General features: G+C 62.9%; 25 protein-coding genes. 24 read left to right on the forward strand and 1 reads right to left on the reverse strand.

Translation table 11 applies throughout. From position 1 onward, the window contains the following. The first annotated feature begins 11 nt into the window (after positions 1-11). The 4 genes from ACOOFN_RS07395 to ACOOFN_RS07410 all read left to right on the forward strand — a co-directional run bounded on the left by ACOOFN_RS07395 (position 12) and on the right by ACOOFN_RS07410 (position 6,068). Positions 12-2,825, forward strand: a complete 2,814-nt coding sequence (locus ACOOFN_RS07395) for a [protein-PII] uridylyltransferase (RefSeq protein ID WP_420430307.1) — start codon at positions 12-14, stop codon at positions 2,823-2,825. A 4-nt stretch (positions 2,826-2,829) separates the two neighbouring features. Then, a complete protein-coding gene (gene murJ / locus ACOOFN_RS07400; RefSeq protein WP_420430309.1) occupies positions 2,830-4,392 on the forward strand; it encodes a murein biosynthesis integral membrane protein MurJ in 1,563 nt (520 codons plus the stop codon). A gap of 38 nt (positions 4,393-4,430) precedes the next feature. Further along, a complete protein-coding gene (gene trpS / locus ACOOFN_RS07405; protein ID WP_420430311.1) occupies positions 4,431-5,459 on the forward strand; it encodes a tryptophan--tRNA ligase in 1,029 nt (342 codons plus the stop codon). A gap of 75 nt (positions 5,460-5,534) precedes the next feature. Then, the gene (locus ACOOFN_RS07410) at positions 5,535-6,068 is read left to right on the forward strand and encodes a copper chaperone PCu(A)C (protein ID WP_420430313.1); all 534 of its coding nucleotides are present in this window, start codon (positions 5,535-5,537) and stop codon (positions 6,066-6,068) included. Here ACOOFN_RS07410 and ACOOFN_RS07415 read toward each other — a convergent pair. Beyond that, positions 6,065-6,616, reverse strand: a complete 552-nt coding sequence (locus ACOOFN_RS07415; protein WP_420430315.1) for a hypothetical protein — start codon at positions 6,614-6,616, stop codon at positions 6,065-6,067. The genes ACOOFN_RS07410 and ACOOFN_RS07415 overlap by 4 nt on opposite strands. Before the next feature lie 53 nt (positions 6,617-6,669). Between ACOOFN_RS07415 and ACOOFN_RS07420 the strand changes: the two genes are divergently transcribed. From ACOOFN_RS07420 to ACOOFN_RS07515, 20 genes are all read left to right on the forward strand, one after another. After that, positions 6,670-7,146 carry a universal stress protein gene (locus ACOOFN_RS07420; protein WP_420430317.1) on the forward strand — a complete coding sequence of 159 codons (477 nt, stop codon included), beginning with the start codon at positions 6,670-6,672 and terminating at the stop codon, positions 7,144-7,146. Between the two features lie 63 nt (positions 7,147-7,209). After that, the gene (locus ACOOFN_RS07425) at positions 7,210-7,761 is read left to right on the forward strand and encodes a NifU family protein (RefSeq protein WP_420430319.1); all 552 of its coding nucleotides are present in this window, start codon (positions 7,210-7,212) and stop codon (positions 7,759-7,761) included. Between the two features lie 82 nt (positions 7,762-7,843). Further along, a complete protein-coding gene (locus ACOOFN_RS07430) occupies positions 7,844-8,458 on the forward strand; it encodes a malonic semialdehyde reductase (protein WP_420430321.1) in 615 nt (204 codons plus the stop codon). An 11-nt stretch (positions 8,459-8,469) separates the two neighbouring features. After that, entirely contained in the window at positions 8,470-9,102 is a 633-nt protein-coding gene (gene tsaB, locus ACOOFN_RS07435; protein ID WP_420430323.1) for a tRNA (adenosine(37)-N6)-threonylcarbamoyltransferase complex dimerization subunit type 1 TsaB, read from the forward strand. Continuing rightward, positions 9,099-9,533, forward strand: a complete 435-nt coding sequence (gene rimI / locus ACOOFN_RS07440) for a ribosomal protein S18-alanine N-acetyltransferase (protein WP_420430325.1) — start codon at positions 9,099-9,101, stop codon at positions 9,531-9,533. Before tsaB ends, rimI begins: the two co-directional genes overlap by 4 nt. A gap of 54 nt (positions 9,534-9,587) precedes the next feature. After that, positions 9,588-10,010, forward strand: a complete 423-nt coding sequence (locus ACOOFN_RS07445; RefSeq protein ID WP_420430327.1) for a Fur family transcriptional regulator — start codon at positions 9,588-9,590, stop codon at positions 10,008-10,010. A gap of 16 nt (positions 10,011-10,026) precedes the next feature. Next, complete coding sequence (locus tag ACOOFN_RS07450; protein ID WP_420430329.1) at positions 10,027-11,253, forward strand: TCR/Tet family MFS transporter; 1,227 nt, start codon at positions 10,027-10,029, stop codon at positions 11,251-11,253. Between the two features lie 66 nt (positions 11,254-11,319). Next, positions 11,320-12,690 (forward strand): tRNA (N6-isopentenyl adenosine(37)-C2)-methylthiotransferase MiaB, encoded by a 1,371-nt coding sequence (gene miaB, locus ACOOFN_RS07455; protein WP_420430331.1) that lies wholly within the window; start codon positions 11,320-11,322, stop codon positions 12,688-12,690. Then, entirely contained in the window at positions 12,687-13,697 is a 1,011-nt protein-coding gene (locus ACOOFN_RS07460; RefSeq protein WP_420430333.1) for a PhoH family protein, read from the forward strand. Before miaB ends, ACOOFN_RS07460 begins: the two co-directional genes overlap by 4 nt. Continuing rightward, a complete protein-coding gene (ybeY, locus tag ACOOFN_RS07465) occupies positions 13,684-14,157 on the forward strand; it encodes an rRNA maturation RNase YbeY (protein ID WP_420430334.1) in 474 nt (157 codons plus the stop codon). The genes ACOOFN_RS07460 and ybeY overlap by 14 nt, the downstream gene beginning before the upstream one ends. Further along, positions 14,154-15,008 (forward strand): hemolysin family protein, encoded by an 855-nt coding sequence (locus tag ACOOFN_RS07470; protein WP_420430336.1) that lies wholly within the window; start codon positions 14,154-14,156, stop codon positions 15,006-15,008. The genes ybeY and ACOOFN_RS07470 overlap by 4 nt, the downstream gene beginning before the upstream one ends. Beyond that, positions 15,005-16,627, forward strand: a complete 1,623-nt coding sequence (gene lnt / locus ACOOFN_RS07475; protein ID WP_420430338.1) for an apolipoprotein N-acyltransferase — start codon at positions 15,005-15,007, stop codon at positions 16,625-16,627. The genes ACOOFN_RS07470 and lnt overlap by 4 nt, the downstream gene beginning before the upstream one ends. Before the next feature lie 103 nt (positions 16,628-16,730). Further along, on the forward strand, positions 16,731-17,153 hold the full coding sequence (locus ACOOFN_RS07480; protein ID WP_420430340.1) for a helix-turn-helix domain-containing protein: 423 nt from the start codon (positions 16,731-16,733) through the stop codon (positions 17,151-17,153). Positions 17,154-17,253: 100 nt separating this feature from the next. Further along, complete coding sequence (gene metK / locus ACOOFN_RS07485) at positions 17,254-18,420, forward strand: methionine adenosyltransferase (RefSeq protein ID WP_420430342.1); 1,167 nt, start codon at positions 17,254-17,256, stop codon at positions 18,418-18,420. After that, positions 18,398-19,087 carry a tRNA (guanosine(46)-N7)-methyltransferase TrmB gene (trmB, locus tag ACOOFN_RS07490; protein ID WP_420430344.1) on the forward strand — a complete coding sequence of 230 codons (690 nt, stop codon included), beginning with the start codon at positions 18,398-18,400 and terminating at the stop codon, positions 19,085-19,087. Before metK ends, trmB begins: the two co-directional genes overlap by 23 nt. Positions 19,088-19,215: 128 nt before the next feature. Continuing rightward, the gene (rimP, locus tag ACOOFN_RS07495; protein WP_420430346.1) at positions 19,216-19,758 is read left to right on the forward strand and encodes a ribosome maturation factor RimP; all 543 of its coding nucleotides are present in this window, start codon (positions 19,216-19,218) and stop codon (positions 19,756-19,758) included. After that, positions 19,755-21,455, forward strand: a complete 1,701-nt coding sequence (gene nusA / locus ACOOFN_RS07500; RefSeq protein ID WP_420430348.1) for a transcription termination factor NusA — start codon at positions 19,755-19,757, stop codon at positions 21,453-21,455. Before rimP ends, nusA begins: the two co-directional genes overlap by 4 nt. Before the next feature lie 12 nt (positions 21,456-21,467). Further along, a complete protein-coding gene (locus ACOOFN_RS07505; protein ID WP_420430350.1) occupies positions 21,468-22,067 on the forward strand; it encodes an RNA-binding protein in 600 nt (199 codons plus the stop codon). A gap of 118 nt (positions 22,068-22,185) precedes the next feature. Continuing rightward, the gene (gene infB, locus ACOOFN_RS07510; protein WP_420430352.1) at positions 22,186-24,735 is read left to right on the forward strand and encodes a translation initiation factor IF-2; all 2,550 of its coding nucleotides are present in this window, start codon (positions 22,186-22,188) and stop codon (positions 24,733-24,735) included. 51 nt (positions 24,736-24,786) lie between these two features. Next, a complete protein-coding gene (locus tag ACOOFN_RS07515) occupies positions 24,787-24,963 on the forward strand; it encodes a tetratricopeptide repeat protein (protein WP_420435033.1) in 177 nt (58 codons plus the stop codon). The last annotated feature ends 22 nt before the right edge of the window (positions 24,964-24,985 follow it).

The raw sequence follows: 24,985 nt of genomic DNA on the forward strand, positions 1-24,985 counted from the left end.
AGACTCCCGTCATGCTGGTTTCCGCTCTTCCCGCCGCGCTGGACGGCCTAAAGCTGCGCGCCGAGCTGGCGGCGGCACTCGGTGAGAAGGGCTGGACCGACCTTCCTGCACGGCAGGCGGCCATAACGCGAATCAAGGACGCGATTGCTGCGGGCCGGGAGGCCGCCAGCGACAAGCTCCGCGGTGCTGCGGGCGGGCTGGAAGCCGCGCGATTCCTGTCCGGTGTGATGAATGCGACCCTAGCCGCAGTCTTCGATTCGGTTGCAGCCGGGCATGGCGAGGCCGGCCAGGAAATATCGCTGACAGCGATTGGCGGTTATGGCGCCGGGGAATTAGCGCCGCGATCGGATATCGACCTGCTTTTCCTGAAGCCGAAGCAGGCGCGGCCCACGCATGACGAATTCCTGGAGCAGCTCATTCAGGCCTTCTGGGATTGCGGACTCGATATTGGCGGCGGAGCGACCCGCACGGTCGATGAAAGCCTCGAGATTGCGCGCGAGAATATCGGTGAACGGACATCAATGCTGTCGCTGCGGCATCTGGCCGGCAATCCGACTCTCGCCGAAATCCTGCGGCGCAAGCTGCGAGAAGAGGCCTTGTCCAGCGGTGCCGCCTTTGTCGAAGCGAAGCTAGATGAGCGCGATGCCCGCATCCGCAAGGCCGGGGCGTCCCGCTATACGGTCGAGCCCAATGTGAAGGAGTCCAAGGGCGGGCTGCGCGATCTGCAATTGCTGCGCTGGCTGGCGCAATTCCTGTACGGGGCCGACGCATTCGAGCGCTGGGTTTCATCCGGCCTGCTGACCGTGTCCGATGTCGAGAAATACCTGCGTGCGGCCGATTTTTTCTGGACGATCCGATTTCACATTCATGCCATCGTTGGCGGCAAGGACGATCGGCTGACCTTTGATATCCAGCCCGAGATCGCGGCGCGAATGGGCTTTGACGATGCCGAGGCGGAAAGCGCGGTCGAACGATTCATGCGGCGCTATTTCCTGACGGCAATGGATGTTGGCGGCCTGACCCGCCTGGTATGCGCCAAGCTCGAAGCCGACCATCGCAAATCGCGCCCTCGCGGGTTGGCGCGCTTCCTGCCGCGACAGGATGCGTTGGGCGAACCGGTGGACGAAGCCTTCCGGCTGGTGGACGGGCGTCTCGATTTCGATGACGCGGCAACCATAGAGAAGGATCCTGTGCTGCTGATGCGCCTGTTCTGGGCCGCCTCGGCGATGGGGGCCGATCTGCATCCCGATGCGATCGCCGCCGTCGGTCAGAACATTCGCCGCGTTGACGACGATTTCCGGTCCGACCCGCGCGCTGTGCGCGTGTTCTTCTCGATCCTGCTTGATTCGGCCGCGCCGCAATTGGTGTTAAGGCTGATGACCGAGGCGGGCCTCCTGGGTCAGTTCATTCCGGAGTTCGGCGAAATCGTCGCGCGCACCCAGTTCAACATGTATCATCGGTACACGGTCGACGAGCACACGCTGAATTTGATCGGTGTTTTGCGCGACATTGAAAATGGCGACCTGGAAGCCGACCACCCAATCGCCACCCGCGTCATCCACGACATCAAGAACCGAAGGGCGCTGCATCTTGCGGCGCTGCTGCACGATACCGGAAAGGGCAAGGGCGATCAGTGTGTCGAAGGCGCAATGCAGGCACGCTCTGCGTGTACCCGTCTCGGCCTGCCGAAGGCGGAAACCGAGTTGGTGGCGTGGCTGGTCCGCTCCCACCTCCTGATGAGCGATACGGCGCAACGCCGGGATATCGGTGATCCACAAACGGTGATCGAGTTCGCGCGCGAGGTCGAGACGCTCGAGCGATTGAACTTGCTGACCGTGCTGACCGTGATCGACATCAGGGCGGTCGGGCCGGGCATCTGGAATGGCTGGAAGGGCCAGCTCTTGCGCGATCTTTATGTCGCGACCCGCTCGGTGCTCGAAAGCGATGCGTCGAGCGAGGAAGCGTCGGATATCCGCGAAATCCTCCGCGCCCAGGCCGACGAGGCGCGCCACGCCTTCCGCCAGAAGCTGAACCGGGTGGATTCGAGCTTCGCCGATCGCTGGACCGGTGAGCTGGACGATGCCTACTGGCTGTCCTTCTCGGATTCCGACCGACTTCGGCACGCCGCCTTTGTCCGGGCCGCCAAGGATCGCGGCGACATCGTTGCGGCGGCGGCCCGGATCGACAAGCGCCGCGCGGCGACCGAAATCATGATGACGGCGCCCGACAGGCCGCGCCTGTTTGCCGATATCGTTTCCGTGCTGGCCGAGCTGGGCGCCAATGTTGTGGGCGCGCAAGTGTCGACGACGACGTCCGGCCAGGCCTTTGACGTCTTCTATGTCCAGGATGCGTCCGGTCAGCCCTATGGCGCCGACCGCGAACGGGCGCGCGACGCGCTGGCAGAAAGGGTGAGGCGGGCGGCAGCCGGGTCGAAGACGCGGACCCTGACAAAGCTGGCGCGCCGCCTAACGCAACGCGCTGCGGCGTTTACCGTCATTCCGTCCGTGTCCATTGACGCCAGCGCGGCAGAAACGGCGACGCTGATAGAAGCTTCGGGACGGGATCGGCCGGGCCTGCTTGCCGACCTATCGCAAACGCTCGCGGATTCCGGTCTGGAATTGCAGTCTGCGCGAATTGACGGGTATGGCGAGCGCGCAACCGACGTTTTCTACGTGCTCAAGGACGGCAAGAAGCTGAAGGACAACGAGGAAATCGAGGCGATAAGGGGAAAACTTCTCGCTGTGCTGGCGCAAGAAGAAGCGCGCGTCGAGGCGCGTGCCCGATCGCGCGGGTTGGCCCGGGCCCGGGCGAGCGCGGGGCGCTGATCACGTGAAGCTGTTGCGCTCCACCTTCGTGATTGGCGGATTGACCGCCATCAGCCGGGTCCTCGGCTTCGTGCGCGAGATGCTGCTGGCCGCCGCACTTGGCACCGGCCCGGTGGCGAATGCATTCGTCATCGCCTTCCGCTTTCCCAACCTGTTCCGTCGCTTCTTCGCAGAAGGCGCGTTCAATTCGGCCTACATCCCGCTATATGCGCGGACGCTGGAGGGAGACGGCGCAGACGCCGCCCGCACATTCGTGCGCGACACGCTATCGGTGATGATCGTGGTGCTCGCTGTGCTGACCGTGGCGGCGCAGGTCTTCATGCCGGCCATCATGCGGCTGATCGCTCCGGGCTTTCTCGACGATCCCGGACTGTTCGAGATGGCGGTGGTCTTCACCCAGATAACGATGCCCTATCTGATGCTGGTCTCGCTGACCGCGATGATGGGTGGAACCCTGAACGCGCACGACCGGTTTGCGCTGTCGGCTGCAGCCCCCATCGCGCTCAATGTGATCATGGTCGCGGTTCTCCTGCTGGCGCCCGACGATCCGGCGACGACCGGCTTGTGGATCACCATCGCGGTGCCGGTGTCGGGCCTGGTCCAGGCGGGGCTGTTGTACTGGGGATGCCGCCGCGCCGGAATCAAGCTGACGCTGCGCTTACCGCGCCTGACGCCGAAAGTTCGACGACTGATCGTGCTGGGCGTGCCCGGCGCCATCGCCGGCGGCGTGACCCAGATCAACATTGTCATCAGCCAGCTGATCGCGACCTTCCAGGACGGTGCTGTCGCCCTGCTCTATTATGCCGACCGCCTGTACCAGCTGCCGCTAGGCGTGATCGGTATCGCCATGGGCGTCGCGCTGCTGCCGACCTTGTCGAAGCGGTTGCGGGGCGGCGACGAGGCGGGCGCGGCGGACACGCTCAACCGCGCGATCGAGATCTCGCTGGCACTGACCCTGCCGGCGACAGCTGCGCTGCTGGCGATGCCGGGGCTGCTGGTCGAAGGCCTGTTCCAGCGCGGCGCCTTCACCGAGGCCGATGCCGTGGCGACGCGCCTGGCCGTACAGGTGTTTGCCGTCGGCCTGCCGGCCTTCGTGCTGATCAAGGTATTTTCGCCCGGCTTCTTTGCGCGCGAGGACACGGCTACGCCGATGCGGTTTGCCGCCGTATCGATGGTGCTCAACATCACGATCGGCGCGGCATTGTTTTTCTGGATCCGCGAGTTTGCACCGGATCGCGGACATGTCGGGCTGGCGGCCGCGACCTCATTGGCCGGCTGGGTCAATGCCGGCCTGCTCGGCTTTTTCCTGGCGCGCCGTGGCGGGTTTGCGCCGGACCGCAGATTGTTGTCTGCCCTGCCCAGGTTGTTGCTGGCGGCGGCGATGGCCGGCGGTGCAATGGCCGGCATTGAGATCTTGCGCGCGGAGATTATTCCCTGGGCGCTCGACTCGCGGCTATTGGCAGCGGTGATCGGTACCGGCATCGGATCGCTGGTCTATGCCGTAGCGGCGCTGCTCGTTCGCGGCGTGCGGATTTCGGAGTTGCGAAGCGCATTCTCCCGCGGCTAAACCCGGCGCTTCAATTACCTGTCGCTGCGAGCCCTTTCATGACCGACGCCCCGACCTATTCCGGCCCCCAACGAATCCTTTCCGGCATGCAGCCGACCGGAAATCTTCATCTCGGCAATTATCTCGGCGCGCTGGTGAACTGGGTGAAGCTGCAGGAGCGCGGTGCCGAGTGCTTTTACTGCGCGGTCGACATGCATGCGATCACCATGCCGCATGACCCGAAAGCCCTGCCGGGCGCGGTCCGGTCGGTGGCGGCGGCGTATATGGCCGCCGGCGTGGATCCGAACCGGTCCTCGATCTTCGCGCAGAGCGCGGTCCCGGCCCATGCCCAACTGTCGTGGATCCTGCAGTGCGTGGCCCGTCTGGGCTGGATGGAGCGGATGACCCAGTTCAAGGACAAGACGGGGTCCGACCGGGAACGTGCGAGCGTCGGCATCTTCACCTATCCGGTGCTGATGGCGGCTGACATTCTTGTCTACAAGGCGACCCATGTCCCTGTCGGCGATGACCAGAAACAGCATCTCGAACTGGCGCGTGATATCGCGGCCCGGTTCATGCGGGATTATGATTGCGAAGGCTTCTGGCCGTTGCCCGAACCCATTATCGAAGGCGCCGGCACCCGCATCATGTCTTTGAAGGACGGCAACAAGAAGATGTCGAAATCGGATCCGTCGGATTTGGCGCGGATCAATCTGACCGATGATGCGGATGCGATCGCGAAAAAGGTCAAGAAAGCCAAGACCGACCCGGAACCGCTGCCGGATCATGTGGACGGACTTGAAGGGCGGCCCGAGGCCGGCAATCTCGTCGGCATCTATGCGGCCCTCGCCGGGACCACCAAGGCGGACGTCATTGCCGAGTTTGGCGGCCAGGGCTTCGGTGCGTTCAAGCCGAAACTGGCCGAGCTGGCCGTGTCCAAGCTGACGCCGGTCGTGGACGAGTATAATCGCCTGATGGCCGACCCGGCCGAAATCGACCGGATCCTGACGGCTGGTGCGGACCGCGCCCGGGAGGTTGCAGCGCCTGTCTTGGCGGACGCCAAGCGCATGGTCGGGTTCTGGGGCTGATCGCTTAGCGATTATGCCGCATTCCTGACACGGCAACCGCATGTCATCTGTTGCGGCAGCCAGCGGAGGCAAGCGATGCGCGTACTGAGTATTCTTGGAGCCGGATTGATCCTGGCGGCCTGTAATGGCCCTGAACCAGAGACTGATAACGGCACGGACATGTCCGACCACCGGATGGAGGTCGGGTTCAGCGGCGATCAGGCACCGGTTTCCGAACAGGTCACTGCCATCGATGTGCGCGCCAGCTGGATGCGGCCGCACCCGGGCGGGCGGGATGTCACTGCTGCCTATGTCGTCGTGCAATTGTCCGAGGGAAGTGAAGACCGGCTGACCGGCGTACGCATTGACGGCGCCGAACGCGTCGAACTGCACGGGCATTTCATTGGCGAGGGCGGTGTCATGCAGATGCGGGAAATCGGACCGCAGCGGCTGACCGATGCCGGACCGTTGGTGTTCACGCCGGGCGGTCGCCATCTGATGGTATTCGGCCTGCCGACCGTGGTCGAAGGCGATAGCGTCGACGGCGTGCTGGAATTCCAGAATGCGGGCGAGGTTCCGGTCCGTTTTGCGGTGCGCTCGATGCCGCCCGGCCAAATAACAGAGTATTAGCCGCTTTTGGCGTAAGTCGCCGGATCGTAAGGCTTCGGAGACCGCGGCCGCAGGATCCAGGCGAGGTAGAAACCGATCGCCATTCCCGGCAGGCCAGCGAGTGCCAGAGGATTGCCGTCGCGCAGGAAATAGACGGCGAATGCGGCGCCGAGCGCGGCGAGCCCCAGGCCGATTGCCGGCAACAGGATTCCACTCCAGAACGGCTGGCCCTCTATGAAGGCGACAGAGTCCGCTCTTTCTTCCAGCCTGGCGTGGAGGGCAGCGTTGAACACGCGGAAAACGTCGGCGTGATTGTCCCATTCGCCGACTGATTTCCAGCGCCGCGATCCGAAGGCGATTCGGGTGCCGTCATGACCGCTGATGCGGCAGATGATCTGGCTGTCGCGCCCGGCCATGCCAATGAACAGCCGAACTTCGCGAACATCGGCCAATCGGATGGCGCGTTTGAGTACACCGTCTTCGACAACTGCAATCCGTTCGGATTCCAGCGAGATTTGCTGTTCAGCCGTGTTGGCAGCGTGCCGGTTGGAATAAGTCTCGATCGTCATCGGGCGCATTCCTATCTGGACGAACGGGCCGTGTCAGGCCAATTCTAGGCGACATGAGCGATCATCGCCGCAAATTCCTGGTCGTGGCGGACCAGAGCGAAGAGTGCCGGACCGCGCTGTATTTCGCCGCCAAGCGCGCACAGGCGACCGATTGCGGCCTGGTGTTGCTGGCGGTGATCGAGCCGTCCAATTTCGATCACTGGATCGGGGTATCGGAAACCATGCGCCGTGAGGCCGAGGAAGACGCGACGGAATTGCTCGACACGCTGGCCGAGGACGCCGAGGCGGTGATGGGCGAGCGACCTGATCTGGTCCTGCGCGAAGACGAGAAACGCGAAGCGCTGGCCAAGCTGATCGAGGAGGATGATCACATTTCCATCCTCGTTCTGGGCGCAGCGGAGGCCGGGGAAGGCCCCGGTCCGTTGGTCACGGCGCTGGCACGCGGCCGCGGGCTGACCGGTGCGCGGGCGATACCGGTAACGGTCGTGCCGGGCGGACTGTCTCGTGACGAGATCGACCAGCTTACATAGGGAAGGGTTGCAGGCGAGGCCCAGAAGCGCCAATTCAGGGGCTGACAGAGGACGGCCCACGCCATGTTTATCCAGACCGAAGACACCCCGAATCCGAATACGATGAAATTCCTGCCCGGCCGCGAGATCGCGCCGGACAACCCGCGCGAGTTCGCGACGCCTGAGGAGGCGCAGGCCTCGCTGCTGGCGCGCGAACTGTTCGCCATCGACGGCGTGACGGGCGTATTCTGTGGCGCGGACTATGTCTCGGTCTCGAAGGACGAGACGGTGGACTGGCCGCACATAAAGCCGGCCGTGTTCGGCACGCTGATGGATGCGCTGCAATCCGGCCAACCCCTGTTCGACGCCGGCGAAGGCGAAGCCGAGTACGAGCCCGACAGCGGGCCTGCGAAGGAAATCAAGGAAATCATCGACACGCGCGTGCGTCCTGCCGTAGCCCGCGATGGTGGCGATATCATCTTCAAGGGATTCGACGAGCAGACCGGTATCGTGGCGCTGGTGATGCGCGGCGCCTGCGCGGGCTGCCCGTCCTCGACCCTGACACTGAAATCCGGCATCGAGAACCTGCTCAAGCATTATGTGCCTGAAGTCCGGGAAGTGGTCGCCGTCGGATAGACGGTTTTTCCAGACTGGACGGTAAACATACGTCCGGCGCCGCAATATCTCCTCCGGGTACAGTAATTGATCCGAGGACAAGATGCGCGATTCAAATCCTTCCCATACCGCCTTGCGCGATGATGCGCTCGACCAGCTCTTTCGCGAGGCACGCACGCATTATGCGTGGACCGATAAACCGGTTCCGGATGAAACGCTCGAAGCGCTCTACGATCTCGTGAAGATGGGGCCGACGAGCATGAACAATTCGCCGGCCCGTTTTGTCTTCCTGTCGTCGGAAGCTGCGAAAGCACGGCTAAGGCCTTACCTGATGGACGGGAATGTCGAGAAAACGATGACCGCGCCGGTCACCGTGATCGTCGCCTGGGATACGGAATTCTACGAGAATATGCCGAAACTCTTCCCGCACTTCGACGGGGCCCGTGACATGATGAAAAACGCCGCGGAGGACCACGGCATTCGCAATGGCACGCTGCAGGGCGCCTATCTTATTCTCGCGGCCCGGTCGCTGGGCCTCGATACCGGGCCAATGTCGGGCTTCTCGATCGAAGGGGTCGACAAGGAGTTCTTCAAGTCCGACCCTGCGCGATCAAGCTGGACAACCAATTTCCTGGTCAATCTCGGCTACGGCTCGGGTGAGAATTTGTTCCCGCGCCTGCCGCGCCTTTCATTCGACGAGGCGGCGACAATCCTGTAAACGCCCCGCCCATGCGGATACTGGCAATCGACACGACGGGACAAGGCTGTCTGGTGGCGCTGCGCGCTCCCGGGCAGCCAGACGCCGTGCATTGCGAAACCATGGCGCGCGGGCAGGCTGAACGCCTCGCGCCGTTGGTGGAAAATATTCTGGAAACGGTCTCGCTCTCACCGCGCGATATCGACCGTATCGGCGTCTGCACTGGCCCCGGAAGCTTTGCCGGCAGCCGTATCGGCGTCGCCTTCGCGCGCGGTCTGGCGCTGGCGGTCGGAGCAAATTGTGTCGGTATCACGCGGCTTGCCTGGGACGTGGCCAGCGCCGGTGCCGACGGCGACAGGATCGCAGTTCACGATGCGCGCCGCGGAGACGTCGTGCTGCAACCCTTCAGCGCCGGTCAGGCAACGCTGGAACCCGCGACGATGAGCGTTGAGGCTGCACGGCGGGAATTCGTACGGTCGTGGCGGCCCGAGCAGGTACTGGGCAGTGGCGCCGGCCTGATCACCGGCGTTGCGGACACCATCGATATTGCCGCGCCGGATCCGGGGGCTCTGCTCGATCTCACGGCATCGGCCATTGCGCCCTTCGATCCGCCGAAACCGTTCTATGCCCGGCCGCCGGACGCGAAACTGCCGGCCGGCCAATGATGATTGCGAACGTGGACAAACAGGATTGCGGAAACCTCGCGGCAATCCACGCCCGCTGTTTTCCGCAGGGCTGGTCCTCGCTCGACATCGCGAAACTGGTCAGCGAACCGAATGTGACGGCGTTGCGCGCCGGGACAGGTGAAACCGGCGGCTTCATCCTCGTGCGGCAAGCGGCCGATGAAGCTGAAATCCTGACCCTGGCGGTCGATCCGTCCTGCCGCCGCAGCGGTTTCGCGCGAAGTTTGCTCGCAGCGGCTGAAGCGGCGTTGCACGAAGCGGGCAACAGGCGGATATTTCTCGAAGTGTCGGACCGCAATACTGCTGCGCAGGCGCTTTATCACGCTGCCGGATATTGCGAAGCCGGTCGACGAAGCCGGTACTATTCCGACGGGTCTGATGCCCTGATCATGGAAAAGTCACCGCTGCGATAGACGAAGCGGCATGACCGGCTTATGTCTGGTCCCATGGACTGACGGGGACAGGATATGCCGGACCGCATCGAACAGCTCTGCATCGAAAAAGGCCTGCGGATGACCGAACAGAGACGGGTCATTGCGCGCATTCTTTCGACGGCAGACGACCATCCCGATGCCGAAGAGCTCCACCGGCGCGCCGCTGCAGAAGATGACCGAATCTCGCTTGCCACAGTTTACCGGACGGTTCGGCTCTTCGAAGAAGCCGGCATTATCGAGCGTCACGATTTTCGCGATGGACGGGCTCGCTATGAAGAGGCGAGCGACGATCACCACGACCATCTGATCGATTTGCGTTCCGGTGAGGTGATCGAGTTCGTCAACGAAGAGATCGAGCGCCTGCAGGAAGCTGTCGCGCGCAAGCTCGGATACCGGCTTGTGGATCACAGGCTGGAGTTATACGCCGTTCCCCTCGAGGCTGAAGACAAGCGCTAGGCCTGCAGGAGACGAGATGATTTCACGGCGTCCCGGCCGGCATGCGCTGGCCTTCATTTTCATTACGGTCCTGGTCGACATGATCGGGCTCGGTATCATCATCCCCGTCCTCCCACAACTGATCGTCGACCTGACCGGGCTGTCGCTTCCGCAGGCGGCGTTGTGGGGCGGGGCGCTGGCGACGATCTACGCCTTCATGCAATTCGTCTGCGCGCCGATCGTCGGCAATCTGTCGGACCGTTTCGGGCGACGACCGGTGTTGATGTTTTCATTGGCCGGCTTCTCGCTGGATTACCTGGTAATGGGGCTGGCTCCCTATCTCTGGGTCTTGTTCATCGGCCGCACGCTGTCGGGCGTTTTCGGCGCGACCTACACGACGGCGGGCGCCTACATTGCCGACGTTTCGCCGCCGGAAAAGCGCGGTGCGAATTTCGGCCTGATCGGCGCGGCCTTCGGCCTGGGCTTCATCATCGGCCCGGTGATTGGCGGGTTCCTGGGCGAGATCGATCACCGCCTGCCGTTTTTCGTGGCCGCCGGGCTGGGATTCGCAAACCTGGCGTACGGCTTCATCGTCCTGCCGGAAACCCTTACCGAGGAGAACCGCCGGCCATTCCGCCTGTTCAACGCCAACCCGTTCGGCGCGATGCTGCAAATGCGGCAATACCCGATCGTGTTCGGCCTGTTGGGCGCGTTCGCGCTGTTCTATCTGGGACATGCCTCCCTACCGGCAATCTGGGCCTATTACGGGCCGGAGAAATTCGGCTGGTCGGAAGCCGATGTCGGCTTGTCGCTGGGCGCGGTCGGCGTCACGGCCGCTTTCGTGCAGGGTTATCTCGCACGCAAGGCGATCCCGGCTCTGGGCGCAAAGCGGGCGGCGATCACCGGTTTCACCATCGCCGCGGCGGCCTATTTCGGTTACGCACTGGCCCCAAATACGGCCGCAATGTACGTCATCATCGTGCTCGGAGCCCTTGCCGGCATCGGGGGGCCGGCGATGCAGGGCATCATGTCGAACCAGGTTCCGGCCAACATGCAGGGCGCGTTGTCGGGCGCCACGACCAGCCTGTCCTCGCTGATGACGGTGTTCGGCCCTGGCCTGATGACGTTCATCTTCTACAATTTCTCGAACCATGACGCCGCGCTTTATTTCCCCGGCGCGCCCTTTGCGCTGGCAGGCGTGCTGACCTTGTTCGCTGTTGTGATCATCGCGCGCGTGATCGGACGCCACAAGGTGACAGCCTAGGCAGGGCTTGCGATTCCGGTTGCTTTCCATCATAACCCGCGCCTCTTTGGCAAATCCGGGTTCACCATGGCGCCACCGCGCAAGAAGCTCTTCATCAAGACCTATGGCTGTCAGATGAATGTCTATGACAGCGAGCGCATGCGCGATGTGCTCGCGCCCCTGGGCTATGAGCCATCGGACCGGCCGGATGATGCCGACCTCGTCATCCTGAATACCTGCCATATCCGCGAGAAGGCTGCCGAGAAAGTCTACTCCGAGCTTGGCCGTTTGCGCGCCCACAAGGACGAGAAAGCGGATACCGACGCACCGATGACGATCGCCGTGGCCGGCTGCGTGGCCCAGGCCGAAGGCGAGGAAATCATGCGCCGGGCGCCGGTGGTCGATCTCGTGGTCGGTCCGCAGACCTATCACAAGCTGCCGGAGCTGATTGCGCAGACCCACCGGGCGCGCGGGGAGCGGCTGGAAACCGAGTTCGAGCCGGTCGCCAAATTCGACGCGCTAGGCGGTGACCGACATGTCGAAGGGTATTCGGCTTTTCTGACGGTTCAGGAAGGTTGCGACAAGTTCTGCACTTTCTGTGTGGTGCCCTATACGCGCGGCGCGGAATGGTCACGACCGGTCGACCAGATCGTCCACGAGGCGCGCCAGCTCGCGTCCAAGGGCGTGCGCGAGATCACCTTGCTCGGCCAGAACGTGAACGCTTACCATGGCTCGCCTCCGGCCGGATCGGAAGCCGACGGGCCGTGGGGGCTCGGTCAGCTCCTGCATCACCTGGCGCGGATCGGCGGCCTGGACCGGATCCGTTACACGACATCGCACCCCAACGACATGGATGACGCGCTGATCGCTGCCCACGCCGAGCTCGACTGCCTGATGCCCTATCTGCATCTGCCGGTGCAGTCCGGATCGGACAAGGTACTCAAGGCGATGAACCGGCGGCACACCTTCGCGGACTATGCGCGGATCATCGAGAAAATCCGCGCGGCCCGCCCGGACATTGCGATCTCGGGCGATTTTATCGTCGGCTTTCCCGGCGAGACCGATGGCGATTTCGAAGCCACGATGCAGGGCGTGCGCGAGATCAATTACGCCTCGGCGTTCAGCTTCAAGTATTCGCGTCGTCCCGGTACGCCGGGTGCGGCCTTGCCGATGCAAGTGCCGGAAGACGTTTCCAGTGACCGGTTGCAGCGATTGCAGGCGCTGCTGGAAACCCAGCAATCGGCCTTCAACGCGCAACAGATCGGGCGTCGCCTTCCGGTTCTGTTCGAGCGGGCCGGTCGTGAACCGGGCCAGCTGCATGGCCGTTCGCCCTATCTGCAAGCCGTGCACTGCAAAGCTCCCGCAGAGCTGATCGGCAAGATCGCCGAAGTCGACATCGTCGCGGCGACCCGCAATTCGCTGACCGGCGCATTGTCTGCGGAGGCGGACGCCGCTTGACCAGTTCCAGGAAATCCCGCAGCCGCGCTGCGAAACCGCGCAAGGATCCTGTCGAAACCCTTCATTTCGACGATGATGACCGGGTACGGCTGCTTGCCGGCTCCGGCGACCGGTACCTGATCCTCATCGAGGAGGAACTCGGCGTGTGGCTCTCCGCCCCGGGCGGTGGGCAAATCCAGATATCTGCCGCAGAGCCGCGCCTTCGCTTGGAAGCCAAACGCGTGCTGAACCGGCTGTATGGCCGCCTGGAGCAGCAGATGACCTGCGACGAGGCGGATGTCCGCTCCGTGCTGCATCATGACGACGCCCAGGCGAATGCCGCCGATTCCTCGGTGATCCGCGTGCCGCGGGGTGCGAGTTTCATGGCGCGCACGTCGAAACAGGCGGAATACATCCGGGCGCTGAACGATACGAAGGGCAGCGATCTCATTTTCGGCGTCGGACCGGCCGGCACGGGCAAGACGCTGCTGGCCGTCGCCTATGGCGCCGCTCAGTTGGCGCTGAAGTCGATTGACCGGCTGATCATCACCCGCCCGGCGGTCGAGGCCGGCGAGAAGCTGGGATTCCTGCCCGGTGACCTGGCCGAGAAAGTGGACCCCTATCTGTTGCCGGTATGGGACGCGCTGAGCGATTCGCTGGGCCGTTCGCAGATGGAAAAATTGCGCGAGGACAAGCGGATCGAGGTGGCACCGCTGGCCTTCATGCGCGGCCGCACGCTGAACAGGGCCTTCGTAATCGTCGACGAGGCGCAGAATGCGACGCGGGCACAGATGCGAATGGTGCTGACCCGCCTGGGTGAAGGATCGCGCATGGTGGTCACAGGCGATCCGACGCAAACCGATCTCGATCACCGGCAACCGTCCGGCTTGCCGGAAGCTCTGGACATACTGACAGGCGACAAGGCGGTGCGGATGATCCGGTTCGATCGCCGTGACGTCGTGCGCCACGATCTCGTTGCCCGTATTGTCGATGCCTATGAAAAACGCGACGCCGATGACAAGGAATGACCTGCCGGTGATCGATGTCCAGGCCGGAAGTGAGGGCTGGGCGAAACTGGATGCGTTGACGACGCTGTGCGAGACGGCGATTGGCGCTGCCCGGCAGCAGCTCGATCAGCCCGTCCCGGGAGAGGTCTGCATCCGGTTTACCGATGATGCCGAGATGTCCGAGCTGAACGCACGTTTCCGCGACCGCGCATCGCCTACAAATGTCCTGTCATTCCCGGCACACCGCGTGGCGGGCGGCCGGCTTGGCGACATTGCGCTCGGTCGAGAAACCGTCTTCCGTGAAGCGGAAGAAAAGGCTATCCCGGTCGAGGATCATGTTTCGCATCTGGTCATTCACGGCTTCCTGCATCTGCAGGGGCTGGATCATCAGACCGACACGGAAGCAGAGACCATGGAAGCATTGGAGCGAGCTGCGCTCTTGGAACTCGGAATTTCCGACCCCTATGAGGTGCGGACATGAGTGACGATTCCAACAGTCGAAGTTGGCGCGCGCGTCTTGGCCGGCTGCTTGGCAGTTCGAGCGATTCCGAGACTCGCGACCACAACGGCTTTGCTGCAAACGTTCAGGTATTCGACCAGATGCAGGTCGCGGACGTCATGGTCCCGCGCGCCGATATTGTTGGGATCGAGATCTCGACCCCCTTGGGCGAGCTGATCACGGCCTTTGCCGACGCGGCGCATTCGCGGCTTCCGATCTACCGGGAATCGCTCGACGACCCGGTCGGGATTGCGCATATCAAGGACGTGCTGGCACAGCTTGTTCCGGTCGTGTCCGAACCCGTCGCGGATTGGTCGGACCGCCGGATTCTGAAAGACATCCGCCGGCCGCTCCTGTTTGCGCCGCCTTCGATGAAGGCCATAGATCTGCTGTTGAAGATGCAAGCCCGGCGCATGCATCTGGCCCTTGTCGTCGACGAGTATGGCGGCACGGACGGGCTGGTGACGCTTGAAGACCTGCTCGAACCCATCGTTGGCGACATTGAAGACGAACATGACGACGAATCGACGCCGGGCATCGTTCCCAAGGGCAACAATGTCTGGGTCGCGGATGCGCGGGCAACGATCGACGAGCTGGAGACGATCACCGGGCACCGTATTCTCGAGGTGGGCGATGATGACGAGGTCGATACGCTGGGCGGGCTGGTCTTCATGCTGGCCGGACGGATACCCGAACGCGGCGAGATGATTCCGCATCCGCGCGGTTTCGAATTCGAAGTGCTGGATGCCGATCCGCGCCGCATCAAGCGATTACGTATCCGGCGCCGGGCGAAACCGACGGATTCGGCCGCGAAATCCTGGGAACCGGCATGACGGCAAGACGGATGATCGCGCGGTTCGCACATCATCTTTCTCCCGACGCGTTACGAAGCTGGTTGCTGTCCTTGCCGAAATGGCGGGCGGTTCTGGCACTGGTCGGACTGGGACTGGTATCGGGCCTTTCGGCCGCCCCACTACACATCTTTCCTGCTCTGGTCATCGGACTGACCGGGCTTGTCTGGCTGCTGGATGCGTCCTTTGAAGCCGATCGCCCCTGGCGCTCGGGATTCTGGCGGGCCTTTGTCTTTGCCTGGGCGTATCTGGGCATCGGCGTGTTCTGGGTGGCCTTTGCATTCTGGAATCGCGGCGGGGTGTTTGTCTTTTTCGGGCCCCTGGTGGCGATCGGTGGCGGGGCTTTCCTGGCGCTGTTCTGGGGCGCTGCCGGCGCGCTTTATGCGCGGCTCGGTGTTCGCGGGCCCGAGCGCATTATCGTGCTTTCGATCCTGCTGCTTGCGGCAGAGGCCCTGAAGGGGCTGCCGTTTACCCAATTCCCCTGGAACATTCCCGCCCACGTCTTTGCGGCCGGCGGCGCGGTTTCCCAATCGGTCTCCTGGTTTGGTGCCTGGGGACTGAGTTTTCTTGTGCTGCTGATCTTCACCAGCCCCGCAACGCTCGCCGGTCCGGGGCCGGTCATCCACAAGCGGATACCCGTCCTGATCAGCCTGCTGACGCTGGCAGTTCTCTATGCGGCGGGAACGCAGAGACTGATCCGGGCCGACTCCGGTTATCAGCCCGATCTGACATTCAGAATCGTTTCCGTCGATGTCGACCAGCGCACGAAATGGGGACCCGGCGGCGAGGATCTTCTGCGTGACCGGTATCTCGAGCTGACTGCCAGCGAAGGCGTCGACGAGGTCAGCCATGTTGTCTGGCCGGAAGGTGCGCTACCGCTGTTCCTGATCGAGGATGGCCGATCCATCTCGTCGTTGATGGAAATCCTGACCGAAGACCAGGTGTTGCTTGCCGGGACGCCGCGGCGCGAGCGCCAGGAGACGGACGGATACCGGTACTACAACTCGCTCGTTGCCATTTCTTTCGATGAGAACCGGCCGCGCGTCCGGGGTCTGTATGACAAGGTCTATCTGGTGCCGTTTGGCGAGTATGTGCCGCTGGGCGACCTGCTGTCGGCCTTCGATATTCCATCTTTGCAGGAATTGGTGGTCGGGTATTCGCCGGGCGAGGACATCATTGTCCTCGACAATACGGGTGCGCCGCCATTTACGCCGCTGATCTGCTATGAAGTGGTCTTTTCCGGCCTGGTGCCCGAAGGCGCGGACCGGCCGGAATGGATCCTCAACGTCTCCAATGATGCCTGGTTCGGGCCGACAGCCGGGCCGCGGCAGCATCTCAACATCACGCGCTACCGCGCCATCGAGACCGGGCTGCCGATCATTCGCTCGGCTTCGCGTGGTTTTTCCGGGGTTATTGACCCCTATGGCCGGATGCCGGTGGTGATCGACCGGCGCGCGAATGGCGTGACTGATGTCCGCCTGCCAAATGCAATCGAGCAAACCTTTTTCGTGAATACTCGCGGCTTTCTGTTCTGGTTGCTGTACGGCCTAAGCATAATTGGTGTTGTGACGATCGGCATTCGGCGCAAACTAGGAAAGTGAGAAAAGACAGACAGGTGTGCAAATTGCCCTCGTATTACAGGAAATTTAGGTTAACTCCTGAACTGAAGGACGATCTTGTAAATGTCATTGCCGGGGGGTGGCCATGAAACGAAACCCGAGAGAAGCCAACCAGATTGACGCACATGTGGGGTCGCGTGTCAGACTCCGACGTCAACTCCTGAAGATGAGTCAGGAGAAACTTGGCGACGAGCTCGGTGTAACGTTCCAGCAGGTCCAGAAGTATGAGCGCGGGGCGAACCGGATCGGGGCAAGCCGCCTGTTCAGCCTGTCGAAGGTTCTGGATGTTCCCGTGAATTTCTTTTTCGAGGGCCTGTCAGGCGTGACTGCAGAAGGCGTCGCGGAGACCGACCAGGACCCGATCGTCTATGAATTCATTCAGAGTTCCGATGGCGTCGCTCTTGCGGAAGCCTTCTCGCGGATCAGGACGCCAAAGGTACGTCGGCGCGTGCTCGAGCTTGTCCGGTCGCTGGCTGACGAGGACGAAGCGGAATCCGGCGCAAGCTGACAAAACTTCGGCGATTCATCGCCAATCGGTTGCGCCAGGCTCTGGAAGCGCGTAATCGGCAGATCATATAAAGACATCTTTATATGAAAGGCAGAGCGCTGTGAGCCGGAATTCCTACATCTTCACGTCCGAGAGCGTCTCGGAAGGGCATCCTGACAAGGTCTGCGACCGGATATCTGATGCCGTTGTCGACCTGTTCCTCGGACGCGACCCGGAAGCGCGTGTCGCTTGCGAGACCCTGACCACGACCAACCGCATCGTGCTTGCGGGCGAGGTGCGTTCCGCCAATCCGGTGCATGCCGACGAGATCGAGGGCGTCGCCAGGGCTGCGGTCCGCGATATCGGTTACGAACAGGCCGGTTTTCACTGGCGCACGGCGGCCTTCGACAATTATCTGCACGAACAGTCGGCTGACATTGCAATGGGCGTGGATGCAGCCGGCAACAAGGACGAAGGTGCTGGCGACCAGGGCATCATGTTCGGTTATGCGACGGATGAAACGCCCGAGCTGATGCCGGCACCGATCCAGTATTCGCACCAGATCCTCAAGGCGATGGCGCGGCAGCGCAAGAATGCGCAGCGCCCCGAATTCGAACCTGATGCCAAGTCGCAGGTGACGTTGCGCTACGAAAACGGACAACCCGTCGGCGTGACGTCGGTCGTGGTGTCGACCCAGCATCGCGAGGGGCTGACACCGGAAGATGTCCGCGAACTGGTCCGGCCAATCGTCCAAGATGTTCTCCCGGAAGGCTGGTTCCCGCCGGAAGACGAGTTCTATGTCAATCCGACCGGCAATTTCGTCATCGGCGGCCCCGACGGTGATGCGGGTCTGACCGGCCGCAAGATCATTGTCGACACCTATGGCGGTGCCGCGCCGCACGGTGGCGGAGCGTTTTCCGGCAAGGACCCGACAAAGGTGGACCGCTCGGCAGCCTATGCCTGTCGCTGGCTGGCCAAGAATGTTGTCGCCGCCGGGCTTGCGAAGAAATGCACGATCCAGGTGTCGTATGCGATCGGTGTCTCCAAGCCGTTGTCGCTTTATGTCGATTTCCACGGCACCGGAAAGGTCGACGAGGCCAAGCTGGAAGATGCACTGATGCAGGTCGCCGACCTTTCGCCGCGCGGTATCCGCGAGCGCCTCGGCCTGTCGCGCCCGATCTATGCGCGGACCGCGGCATATGGGCATTTCGGACGCAATCCGGACGATGATGGCGGTTTCTCCTGGGAACAACTCGATCTCGTCGATGAGCTCAAAACGCTCGCCTGACGACAAGCGCCTGCGCACATTCGGGCGCACCAAGTCGCGAACCCTGTCGGCGCGGCAGCAATCACTTGTGGATGAATTGTTGCCGCAGATCGCAATTCCCGAAGCGGGCGCGGTCAAACCGGCCGATCTGCTGCCGAACAAATCGGCGCACGTGCTCGAGATCGGCTTCGGCGGCGGCGAGCATTTCAGTGGACAAGCACAACGCCATCCGGACGCCGGTTATCTGGGCGTTGAGCCATTTCTCAACGGCGTGGCCAAGGCGTTAACGCAGATCGACGCGGCCGGGTTGACGAATGTCCGGCTGCTGGAGGGTGATGCGCGCGAGGTCATGGATCGTATGCCGGATCAATGCCTCGACCGGATCTTCCTGCTGTTTCCGGACCCCTGGCCCAAGGCGCGGCATGCCAAGCGGCGCTTCGTGCAGGACGAGACCGCGGCGGAATTCGTCCGGCTCCTCAAACCCGGCGGCCAGCTGCGTGTGGCGACGGATGTGAAAGCCTATGCCGATCACGCGCTGTGGATATTGCGGCGTGCGACGGGACTGGAATGGCAAGCCCGGACGGCCGACGACTGGCGTAGGCCACCCGCCGATCATCTGACCACGCGTTATGAATCCAAGAATCTTGGCGATTGCGCGCCGGTCTTCTTCGATTTCGAGCGCGTGTGAGCCCGTCCTTGCGTTCTTGCGCCCAAAGGCGTATATCGCTGCCAACACGTTCGATTGACGTTGGATAACGTCTGTCGGCGGCTCCGGACCGGGGCCGCCGTTTTTGTTGGCAAAACGGAGGTTCGCGCTTGCACACCCGCACCGCCCAGGATGATGCTCTCTATGCGCTCGCCGCTCCCGTGGCCGAGGCGCTGGACATGGAGATCGTGCGTATCCGGGTGAAATCCGGCAAGCGCCAGACCGTCCAGATCATGGCCGACAAGTCCGACGGCACGATGGATGTCGAGGATTGCGCGAAGCTGTCGCGGGCGTTGTCCGATATCCTGGAAGAAGAAGACCCGATCCGCGGCGAGTACACACTCGAGGTTTCCTCGCCCGGCATCGATCGCCCGCTGACTGCACCAGCCCATTTCGAACGCTGGGCCGGTTTCAAGGCGAAACTGGAGCTCGACCGCCTGGTCGAGGGCCGCAAGAAGTTTACCGGGCAGCTTGCCGGTTTCGAGGACAACTCGGTGCTGATCGATCTGCCCAATGAGGACGAGACGGCCCTGATCCCGTTTGACTGGATCTCGGATGCCAAGCTCGTGCTCACCGACGAATTGATGAAGGCCGACCTCGCCGCGCGCGAAGATCCGGCCGCTAGCGACAACAGCAGTGGAGACACGCCATGAATATCGGCGTCAGTGCAAACAAGACCGAAATGCTCGCTATTGCGCGGGCGGTGGCGCAGGAAAAATCGATCGACGAAAACATCGTCATCGAGGCCATCGAGGAAGCGATCGAGAAGGCTGCGCGATCGCGCTATGGTGCCGAGCTCGATATTCGCGCCAAGATCGACCCCAGGACCGGCGAGATGTCGCTGAACCGCTGCACGACCGTGGTGGAAGAGGTCGAGAACGAAGCCCAGGAAATGGGGCTCGACGAAGCCAAGAAGATCGACGCCGATGCCGAGATCGGCACGGTGTTCTCCGAGGAGCTGCCGCCCATCGAATTCGGCCGTGTCGCCTCGATGACCGCCAAGCAGGTGATCACGCAGAAAGTCCGCGACGCCGAGCGCGAGCGCCAGTTCGAGGAATACAAGGACCGCGTCGGCGAGATCATGAATGGTATCGTCAAGCGGGTCGAATACGGCAATGTGTTCGTCGATATCGGCCGCGCGGAAGGCATTATTCGCCGTAATGACGGTATTCCGCGCGAAAACCTGAAAAATGGCGATCGCGTCCGTGCCTATATCTATGATGTGCGGCGCGAGCTGCGTGGCCCGCAGATCTTCCTGTCGCGCGCTCATCCGGACTTCATGGCGGCGCTGTTCGCGCAGGAAGTGCCGGAAGTCTATGAAGGCATCATCGAGATTCCGGCCGTGGCCCGCGATCCGGGATCGCGCGCCAAGATCGCGGTGATCTCGAATGACGGCTCGATCGACCCGGTGGGTGCCTGTGTCGGTATGCGCGGCTCGCGTGTACAGGCCGTGGTGTCGGAACTGGCCGGCGAAAAGATCGACATTATTCCGTGGAACCAGGACCCGGCGACCTTCATCGTCAATGCACTGCAGCCGGCGGAAGTGGCCAAGGTCGTGCTCGACGAGGACGATCAGCGCATTGAAGTCGTGGTGCCGGACGACCAGCTGTCGCTGGCGATCGGCCGTCGCGGCCAGAATGTCCGCCTGGCATCGCAATTGACGGGTTGGTCGATCGATATCCTGACCGAGCAGGAAGAATCCGAGCGCCGTCAGAAAGAGTTCGCCGAACGTACATCGACCTTCATGGAAGCCCTCGATGTTGACGAGGTCATCGCCCAGTTGCTGGCGACCGAAGGGTTCGAGAGCGTTGAAGAGCTCGCCTATGTCGAACTCGGCGAGATCGCGATCATCGAGGGCTTCGATGACGATACGGCGGTCGAGATCCAGACCCGGGCGCGCGAGCACCTCGACAAGATCGCGTCCGAACAAGACGCGAAGCGGACCGAGCTGGGTGTCGAGGACGCGCTGCTAGAGATTGATGGCGTCGACCTGCCGATGGCGGTCAAGCTGGGCGAGAACGAGGTGAAGACGGCGGACGACCTGGCTGGCTACACACCGGACGATTTGCGCGGCTGGTTCGAGAACAAGGACGGCGAGCGCGTGCGCGAGCCGGGGATCCTCGAAGAATTCGAGCTGAGCCAGGAGGATGCCGAGATGCTGATCCTCAAGGCGCGGGTCGCGGCCGGCTGGATTTCCGAAGAGGATCTGCCGCAGCCGGAAGCCGAGGAAGAGGATGCCGGCGAGGACATCGACCTTAGCGAACTCGATCTCGACGCACTGGAAGCCGAGGCCGCAGCGCTGGGTGTCGATCTCGACGCGGCACCGGAAGAAGATGGAGAGCGCGACTAGGAGATCCAAGCCGTGCGCGAACGCCGCTGCGTTGTTACTCAGCAGACGGGTCCCGAAGCCGGGCTGATCCGGTTCGTGGCCGGACCGGACGGTGCGATCGTGCCGGATATCGCTGCGAAACTGCCCGGACGCGGCGCGTGGGTCACTGCCGACGCCGAGCACGTGGCTCTGGCGATCAAGCGTGGTCGTCTGGCCCGGGCGCTGGATGGCGCAAAGGCGGATGAGCGGCTGATCGCGGATGTCGAGGCGCTGCTGGTCCGCAAGGCGTTGTCGCTGCTCGGCCTCGCGCGGCGTGCCGGCGATCTGGCGGTGGGCATGGACGCGGTGCGCATCGGACTGAAGGCGCAGCGCCCGGCCTGGCGGATCGAAGCATCCGACGGGTCGGTTGACGGGCGGTCCAAGCTGGACCGGCTGGCGCTAGGAAAATGGGGAGGCGTGCCGGTGGCCGGTTGCTTCCCGGCAGAGCAGCTTGGGCAGGCTCTGGGCCGTGATCACGTGGTCCACGCTGCCCTGGCGGAAAGCTCGCAATCGCGGGCTTTCGGAGAGATCATGGGCAAGCTTTCCGGCTTCCGGGACATCGATCCCGCGCGGAAAGCAGGCGAGAGTGGTTGAATCCGGCTTGAAGCTGGCTAGGTTAGCGGGCTTTCAAGCCTTGAGGGACTTGAAATCGGGGCGTTGGCCGAGCGGCTGCCAGCGAGTTCCCGCAGATTTGCCGTGGTGAAAGGTTCGCATGAGCGACAACGACGATCGTAATCAGGGTGGTTCGGGCCGCCGGCCTATCTCGCTGAAGCGAGGCGGGTCCGGGACCGTGCAGCAGAGTTTTGCGCGCGGCCGCTCCAAATCTGTGGTGGTCGAGAAGAAGCGCAAGCGCGTGGTCGGTCCGCAAGGCGGCAGCGCGGCGCCGGGCGGGAAGCCTGCAGCCGGCGGTTCGCCGAAGAAGAATGAGTCAGCGCTTGCTGCTAAGGCACGTGAGCTGGGCCTCTCCGAGGAAGAACTCGTCGCGCGCCAGCGCGCGATCCAGCGTGCGCGCGCCGAAGCTGCGCAGAAGGAAGAGCGTCGCAAGTCGGAAGAGGCCGAGCGCAAGCAGCGTGCCGAAGACGAAAAGCGCATGCTTGAGGAAAAGCAGCGCGCTGCGGCTGAAGAAGCGGCGGAAGCCGAACGCAAGCGCCTCGAAGCGGAAGCTGAAGCGGCGGCTGCCGAAGCTGCGGCCAATGCACCGGCTGGTGAATCGGCACCCGCTCGCAAGGAAGCGCCGAAGCAGAAAGATCGTCCGCGCAAGGATGAAGGCGACGGGCTGCTCGAATCCATGGGTGGCCGCGTCAAGAAGAAGGGTGCCGGAGGGCCGGGCCGTTCGACACCGGAGAAAAGTCGCGCGAAGAATGATCGCGGCCGCCAGAAGGGCAAGCTGACGATCCAGAACGTGCTGGATGGTGACGAGGACCGCCAGCGTTCGCTGGCTTCGGTTCGCCGGGCGCGTGAACGTGAGAAGCAACGCCGTGAACAGGGCGGTGACCGCGACAAGATCCAGCGTGAAGTTACGCTGCCGGAAGCGATCACCGTGCAGGACCTTGCCGCACGGATGGCAGAACGTGCCGCCGATGTCGTGAAATACCTGATGAAGCAGGGCCAGATGGTCCGCGTCAACGACGTGCTCGACAGCGACACCGCCGAACTCATCATCGAGGATTTCGGGCATATCGCGAAGCGGGTTTCGGAGTCCGATGTTGAAGAAGGCTTTATCGACGACGATGACGCCGAAGGCTCGAAAAAGCCGCGTGCGCCGGTCGTCACGGTCATGGGCCATGTTGATCACGGCAAGACATCGCTGCTCGACGCGCTTCGGGCCACCGATGTCGCTGCCGGTGAGGCCGGAGGCATCACCCAGCATATCGGTGCCTATCAGGTGAAGCTGAAATCCGGCGACAAGATCACCTTCCTGGACACACCGGGCCATGCCGCCTTCTCGTCCATGCGCTCGCGCGGGGCACAGGCGACGGATATCGTGATCCTCGTCGTGGCCGCCGATGACGGCGTGATGCCGCAGACGATCGAAGCCATCAAGCACGCCCAGGCCGCGGAAGCGCCGATCATTGTCGCGATCAACAAGATGGACCGCGAAGGCGCCAATCCGCAGAAAGTTCTGACCGACCTGCTGCAACACGAAGTGGTCGTTGAAAGCATGGGCGGTGAAGTCCAGGCGATCGAGGTCTCGGCGCTGAAGAAAACCGGTCTCGCCGAACTGACCGACGCAATCACGCTGCAGGCCGAACTGCTCGAACTGAAAGCCAATCCGGATCGTCCGGCGGACGGGGTTGTGGTTGAAAGCCAGGTCGAACAGGGCCGCGGTTCCGTTGCCACCGTTCTGGTCAAGCGCGGAACGCTGAAGCGCGGCGATATCGTCGTGGCCGGCGCCCAATGGGGCCGCGTCCGGGCGCTGATCGACGAACGCAACCAGCAGCTCAAGTCCATCGGGCCGTCGCAACCGGCCGAGATTCTCGGCCTTGATGGTGCCCCGGAGCCGGGCGAGCTATTTGCGGTGGTCGATAACGAGGCACGCGCCCGCGAGCTGGTCGATTACCGCCAGCGCCAGAAGAAGCAGACGGCGGCCGCGGCCGGCGGCGGTGCTTCGCTGGAGCAGATGCTGGCGCGTCTGAAGCAGAGCGACACCAAGGAAATGCCGCTGGTCGTGAAGGCCGATGTGCAGGGGTCGGCGGAAGCCATCGCCCAGTCGCTGGAGAAAATCGGGAACGAGGAAGTCACCGCGCGCGTCATCCATGGCGCGGCTGGCGGTGTCAATGAATCCGATATCCTGCTGGCCAAGGCGTCCGGCGCCCCGGTGTTCGCGTTCAATGTTCGCGCCAACAAGCAGGCGCGCGAGTTGGCTGAACAGGAAGGCGTCGAGATCCGCTATTACTCGGTCATCTATGACGTGATCGACGACGTGAAGGGCACGCTGGAAGGCATGCTCGCACCGGAGAAGCGCGAGACCTTCATCGGTTATGCCGAAGTGCTGGAGGTGTTCAACATTTCCAAGGTCGGCAAGGTGGCCGGTTGCAACGTCACCGAGGGCGTTGTGAAGCGCGGCTCGGGCGTGCGCCTGTTGCGCGACGACACCGTGATCCACGAGGGCAAGCTGAAAACGCTGAAGCGCTTCAAGGACGAAGTTCCGGAAGTCCGCTCCGGCATGGAGTGCGGCATGGCCTTCGAGAATTATGAGGACATCCAGAAGGGCGACCTCATCGAGTGCTTCGAGGTCGAGGAAATCGAGCGCAAGCTATAACGAACAGGCCCCGGCAATCGCCGGGGCCTTTTTTGTTCGGGGCTAATAGCCCTGCTTGAGCTGATTGCGCAATACTATCCGCAATCGAGCCGGGCACAGCGGCAACTGGGCGATGTCTATCGCGCGGCTGACAGGGCAGATGATGCGCGGGCGGCCTATGAGCGGGCGCTGATGCTCGACCCCTTTAACAGCGAGGCGCGCAACGGGCTTGACCGCCTAGACGAATGAGGTTCCGGGCGTCGGCGCAATT

It is taken from the genome of Hyphobacterium sp., assembly GCF_965217055.1.
Taxonomy (GTDB): domain Bacteria; phylum Pseudomonadota; class Alphaproteobacteria; order Caulobacterales; family Maricaulaceae; genus Hyphobacterium.

What these genes read in the sequence shown, in the direction of transcription:
- ACOOFN_RS07395 (WP_420430307.1), top strand. Translation starts at nt 12, where the DNA reads ATGCTGGTTTCCGCTCTTCCCGCCGCGCTGGACGGCCTAAAGCTGCGC.
- trpS (WP_420430311.1), top strand. Translation starts at nt 4,431, where the DNA reads ATGACCGACGCCCCGACCTATTCCGGCCCCCAACGAATCCTTTCCGGC.
- ACOOFN_RS07410 (WP_420430313.1), top strand. Translation starts at nt 5,535, where the DNA reads ATGCGCGTACTGAGTATTCTTGGAGCCGGATTGATCCTGGCGGCCTGT.
- ACOOFN_RS07415 (WP_420430315.1), bottom strand. Translation starts at nt 6,616, where the DNA reads ATGACGATCGAGACTTATTCCAACCGGCACGCTGCCAACACGGCTGAA.
- ACOOFN_RS07420 (WP_420430317.1), top strand. Translation starts at nt 6,670, where the DNA reads ATGAGCGATCATCGCCGCAAATTCCTGGTCGTGGCGGACCAGAGCGAA.
- ACOOFN_RS07425 (WP_420430319.1), top strand. Translation starts at nt 7,210, where the DNA reads ATGTTTATCCAGACCGAAGACACCCCGAATCCGAATACGATGAAATTC.
- ACOOFN_RS07430 (WP_420430321.1), top strand. Translation starts at nt 7,844, where the DNA reads ATGCGCGATTCAAATCCTTCCCATACCGCCTTGCGCGATGATGCGCTC.
- tsaB (WP_420430323.1), top strand. Translation starts at nt 8,470, where the DNA reads ATGCGGATACTGGCAATCGACACGACGGGACAAGGCTGTCTGGTGGCG.
- rimI (WP_420430325.1), top strand. Translation starts at nt 9,099, where the DNA reads ATGATGATTGCGAACGTGGACAAACAGGATTGCGGAAACCTCGCGGCA.
- ACOOFN_RS07445 (WP_420430327.1), top strand. Translation starts at nt 9,588, where the DNA reads ATGCCGGACCGCATCGAACAGCTCTGCATCGAAAAAGGCCTGCGGATG.
- ACOOFN_RS07450 (WP_420430329.1), top strand. Translation starts at nt 10,027, where the DNA reads ATGATTTCACGGCGTCCCGGCCGGCATGCGCTGGCCTTCATTTTCATT.
- miaB (WP_420430331.1), top strand. Translation starts at nt 11,320, where the DNA reads ATGGCGCCACCGCGCAAGAAGCTCTTCATCAAGACCTATGGCTGTCAG.
- ybeY (WP_420430334.1), top strand. Translation starts at nt 13,684, where the DNA reads ATGACAAGGAATGACCTGCCGGTGATCGATGTCCAGGCCGGAAGTGAG.
- ACOOFN_RS07470 (WP_420430336.1), top strand. Translation starts at nt 14,154, where the DNA reads ATGAGTGACGATTCCAACAGTCGAAGTTGGCGCGCGCGTCTTGGCCGG.
- lnt (WP_420430338.1), top strand. Translation starts at nt 15,005, where the DNA reads ATGACGGCAAGACGGATGATCGCGCGGTTCGCACATCATCTTTCTCCC.
- ACOOFN_RS07480 (WP_420430340.1), top strand. Translation starts at nt 16,731, where the DNA reads ATGAAACGAAACCCGAGAGAAGCCAACCAGATTGACGCACATGTGGGG.
- trmB (WP_420430344.1), top strand. Translation starts at nt 18,398, where the DNA reads ATGAGCTCAAAACGCTCGCCTGACGACAAGCGCCTGCGCACATTCGGG.
- nusA (WP_420430348.1), top strand. Translation starts at nt 19,755, where the DNA reads ATGAATATCGGCGTCAGTGCAAACAAGACCGAAATGCTCGCTATTGCG.
- infB (WP_420430352.1), top strand. Translation starts at nt 22,186, where the DNA reads ATGAGCGACAACGACGATCGTAATCAGGGTGGTTCGGGCCGCCGGCCT.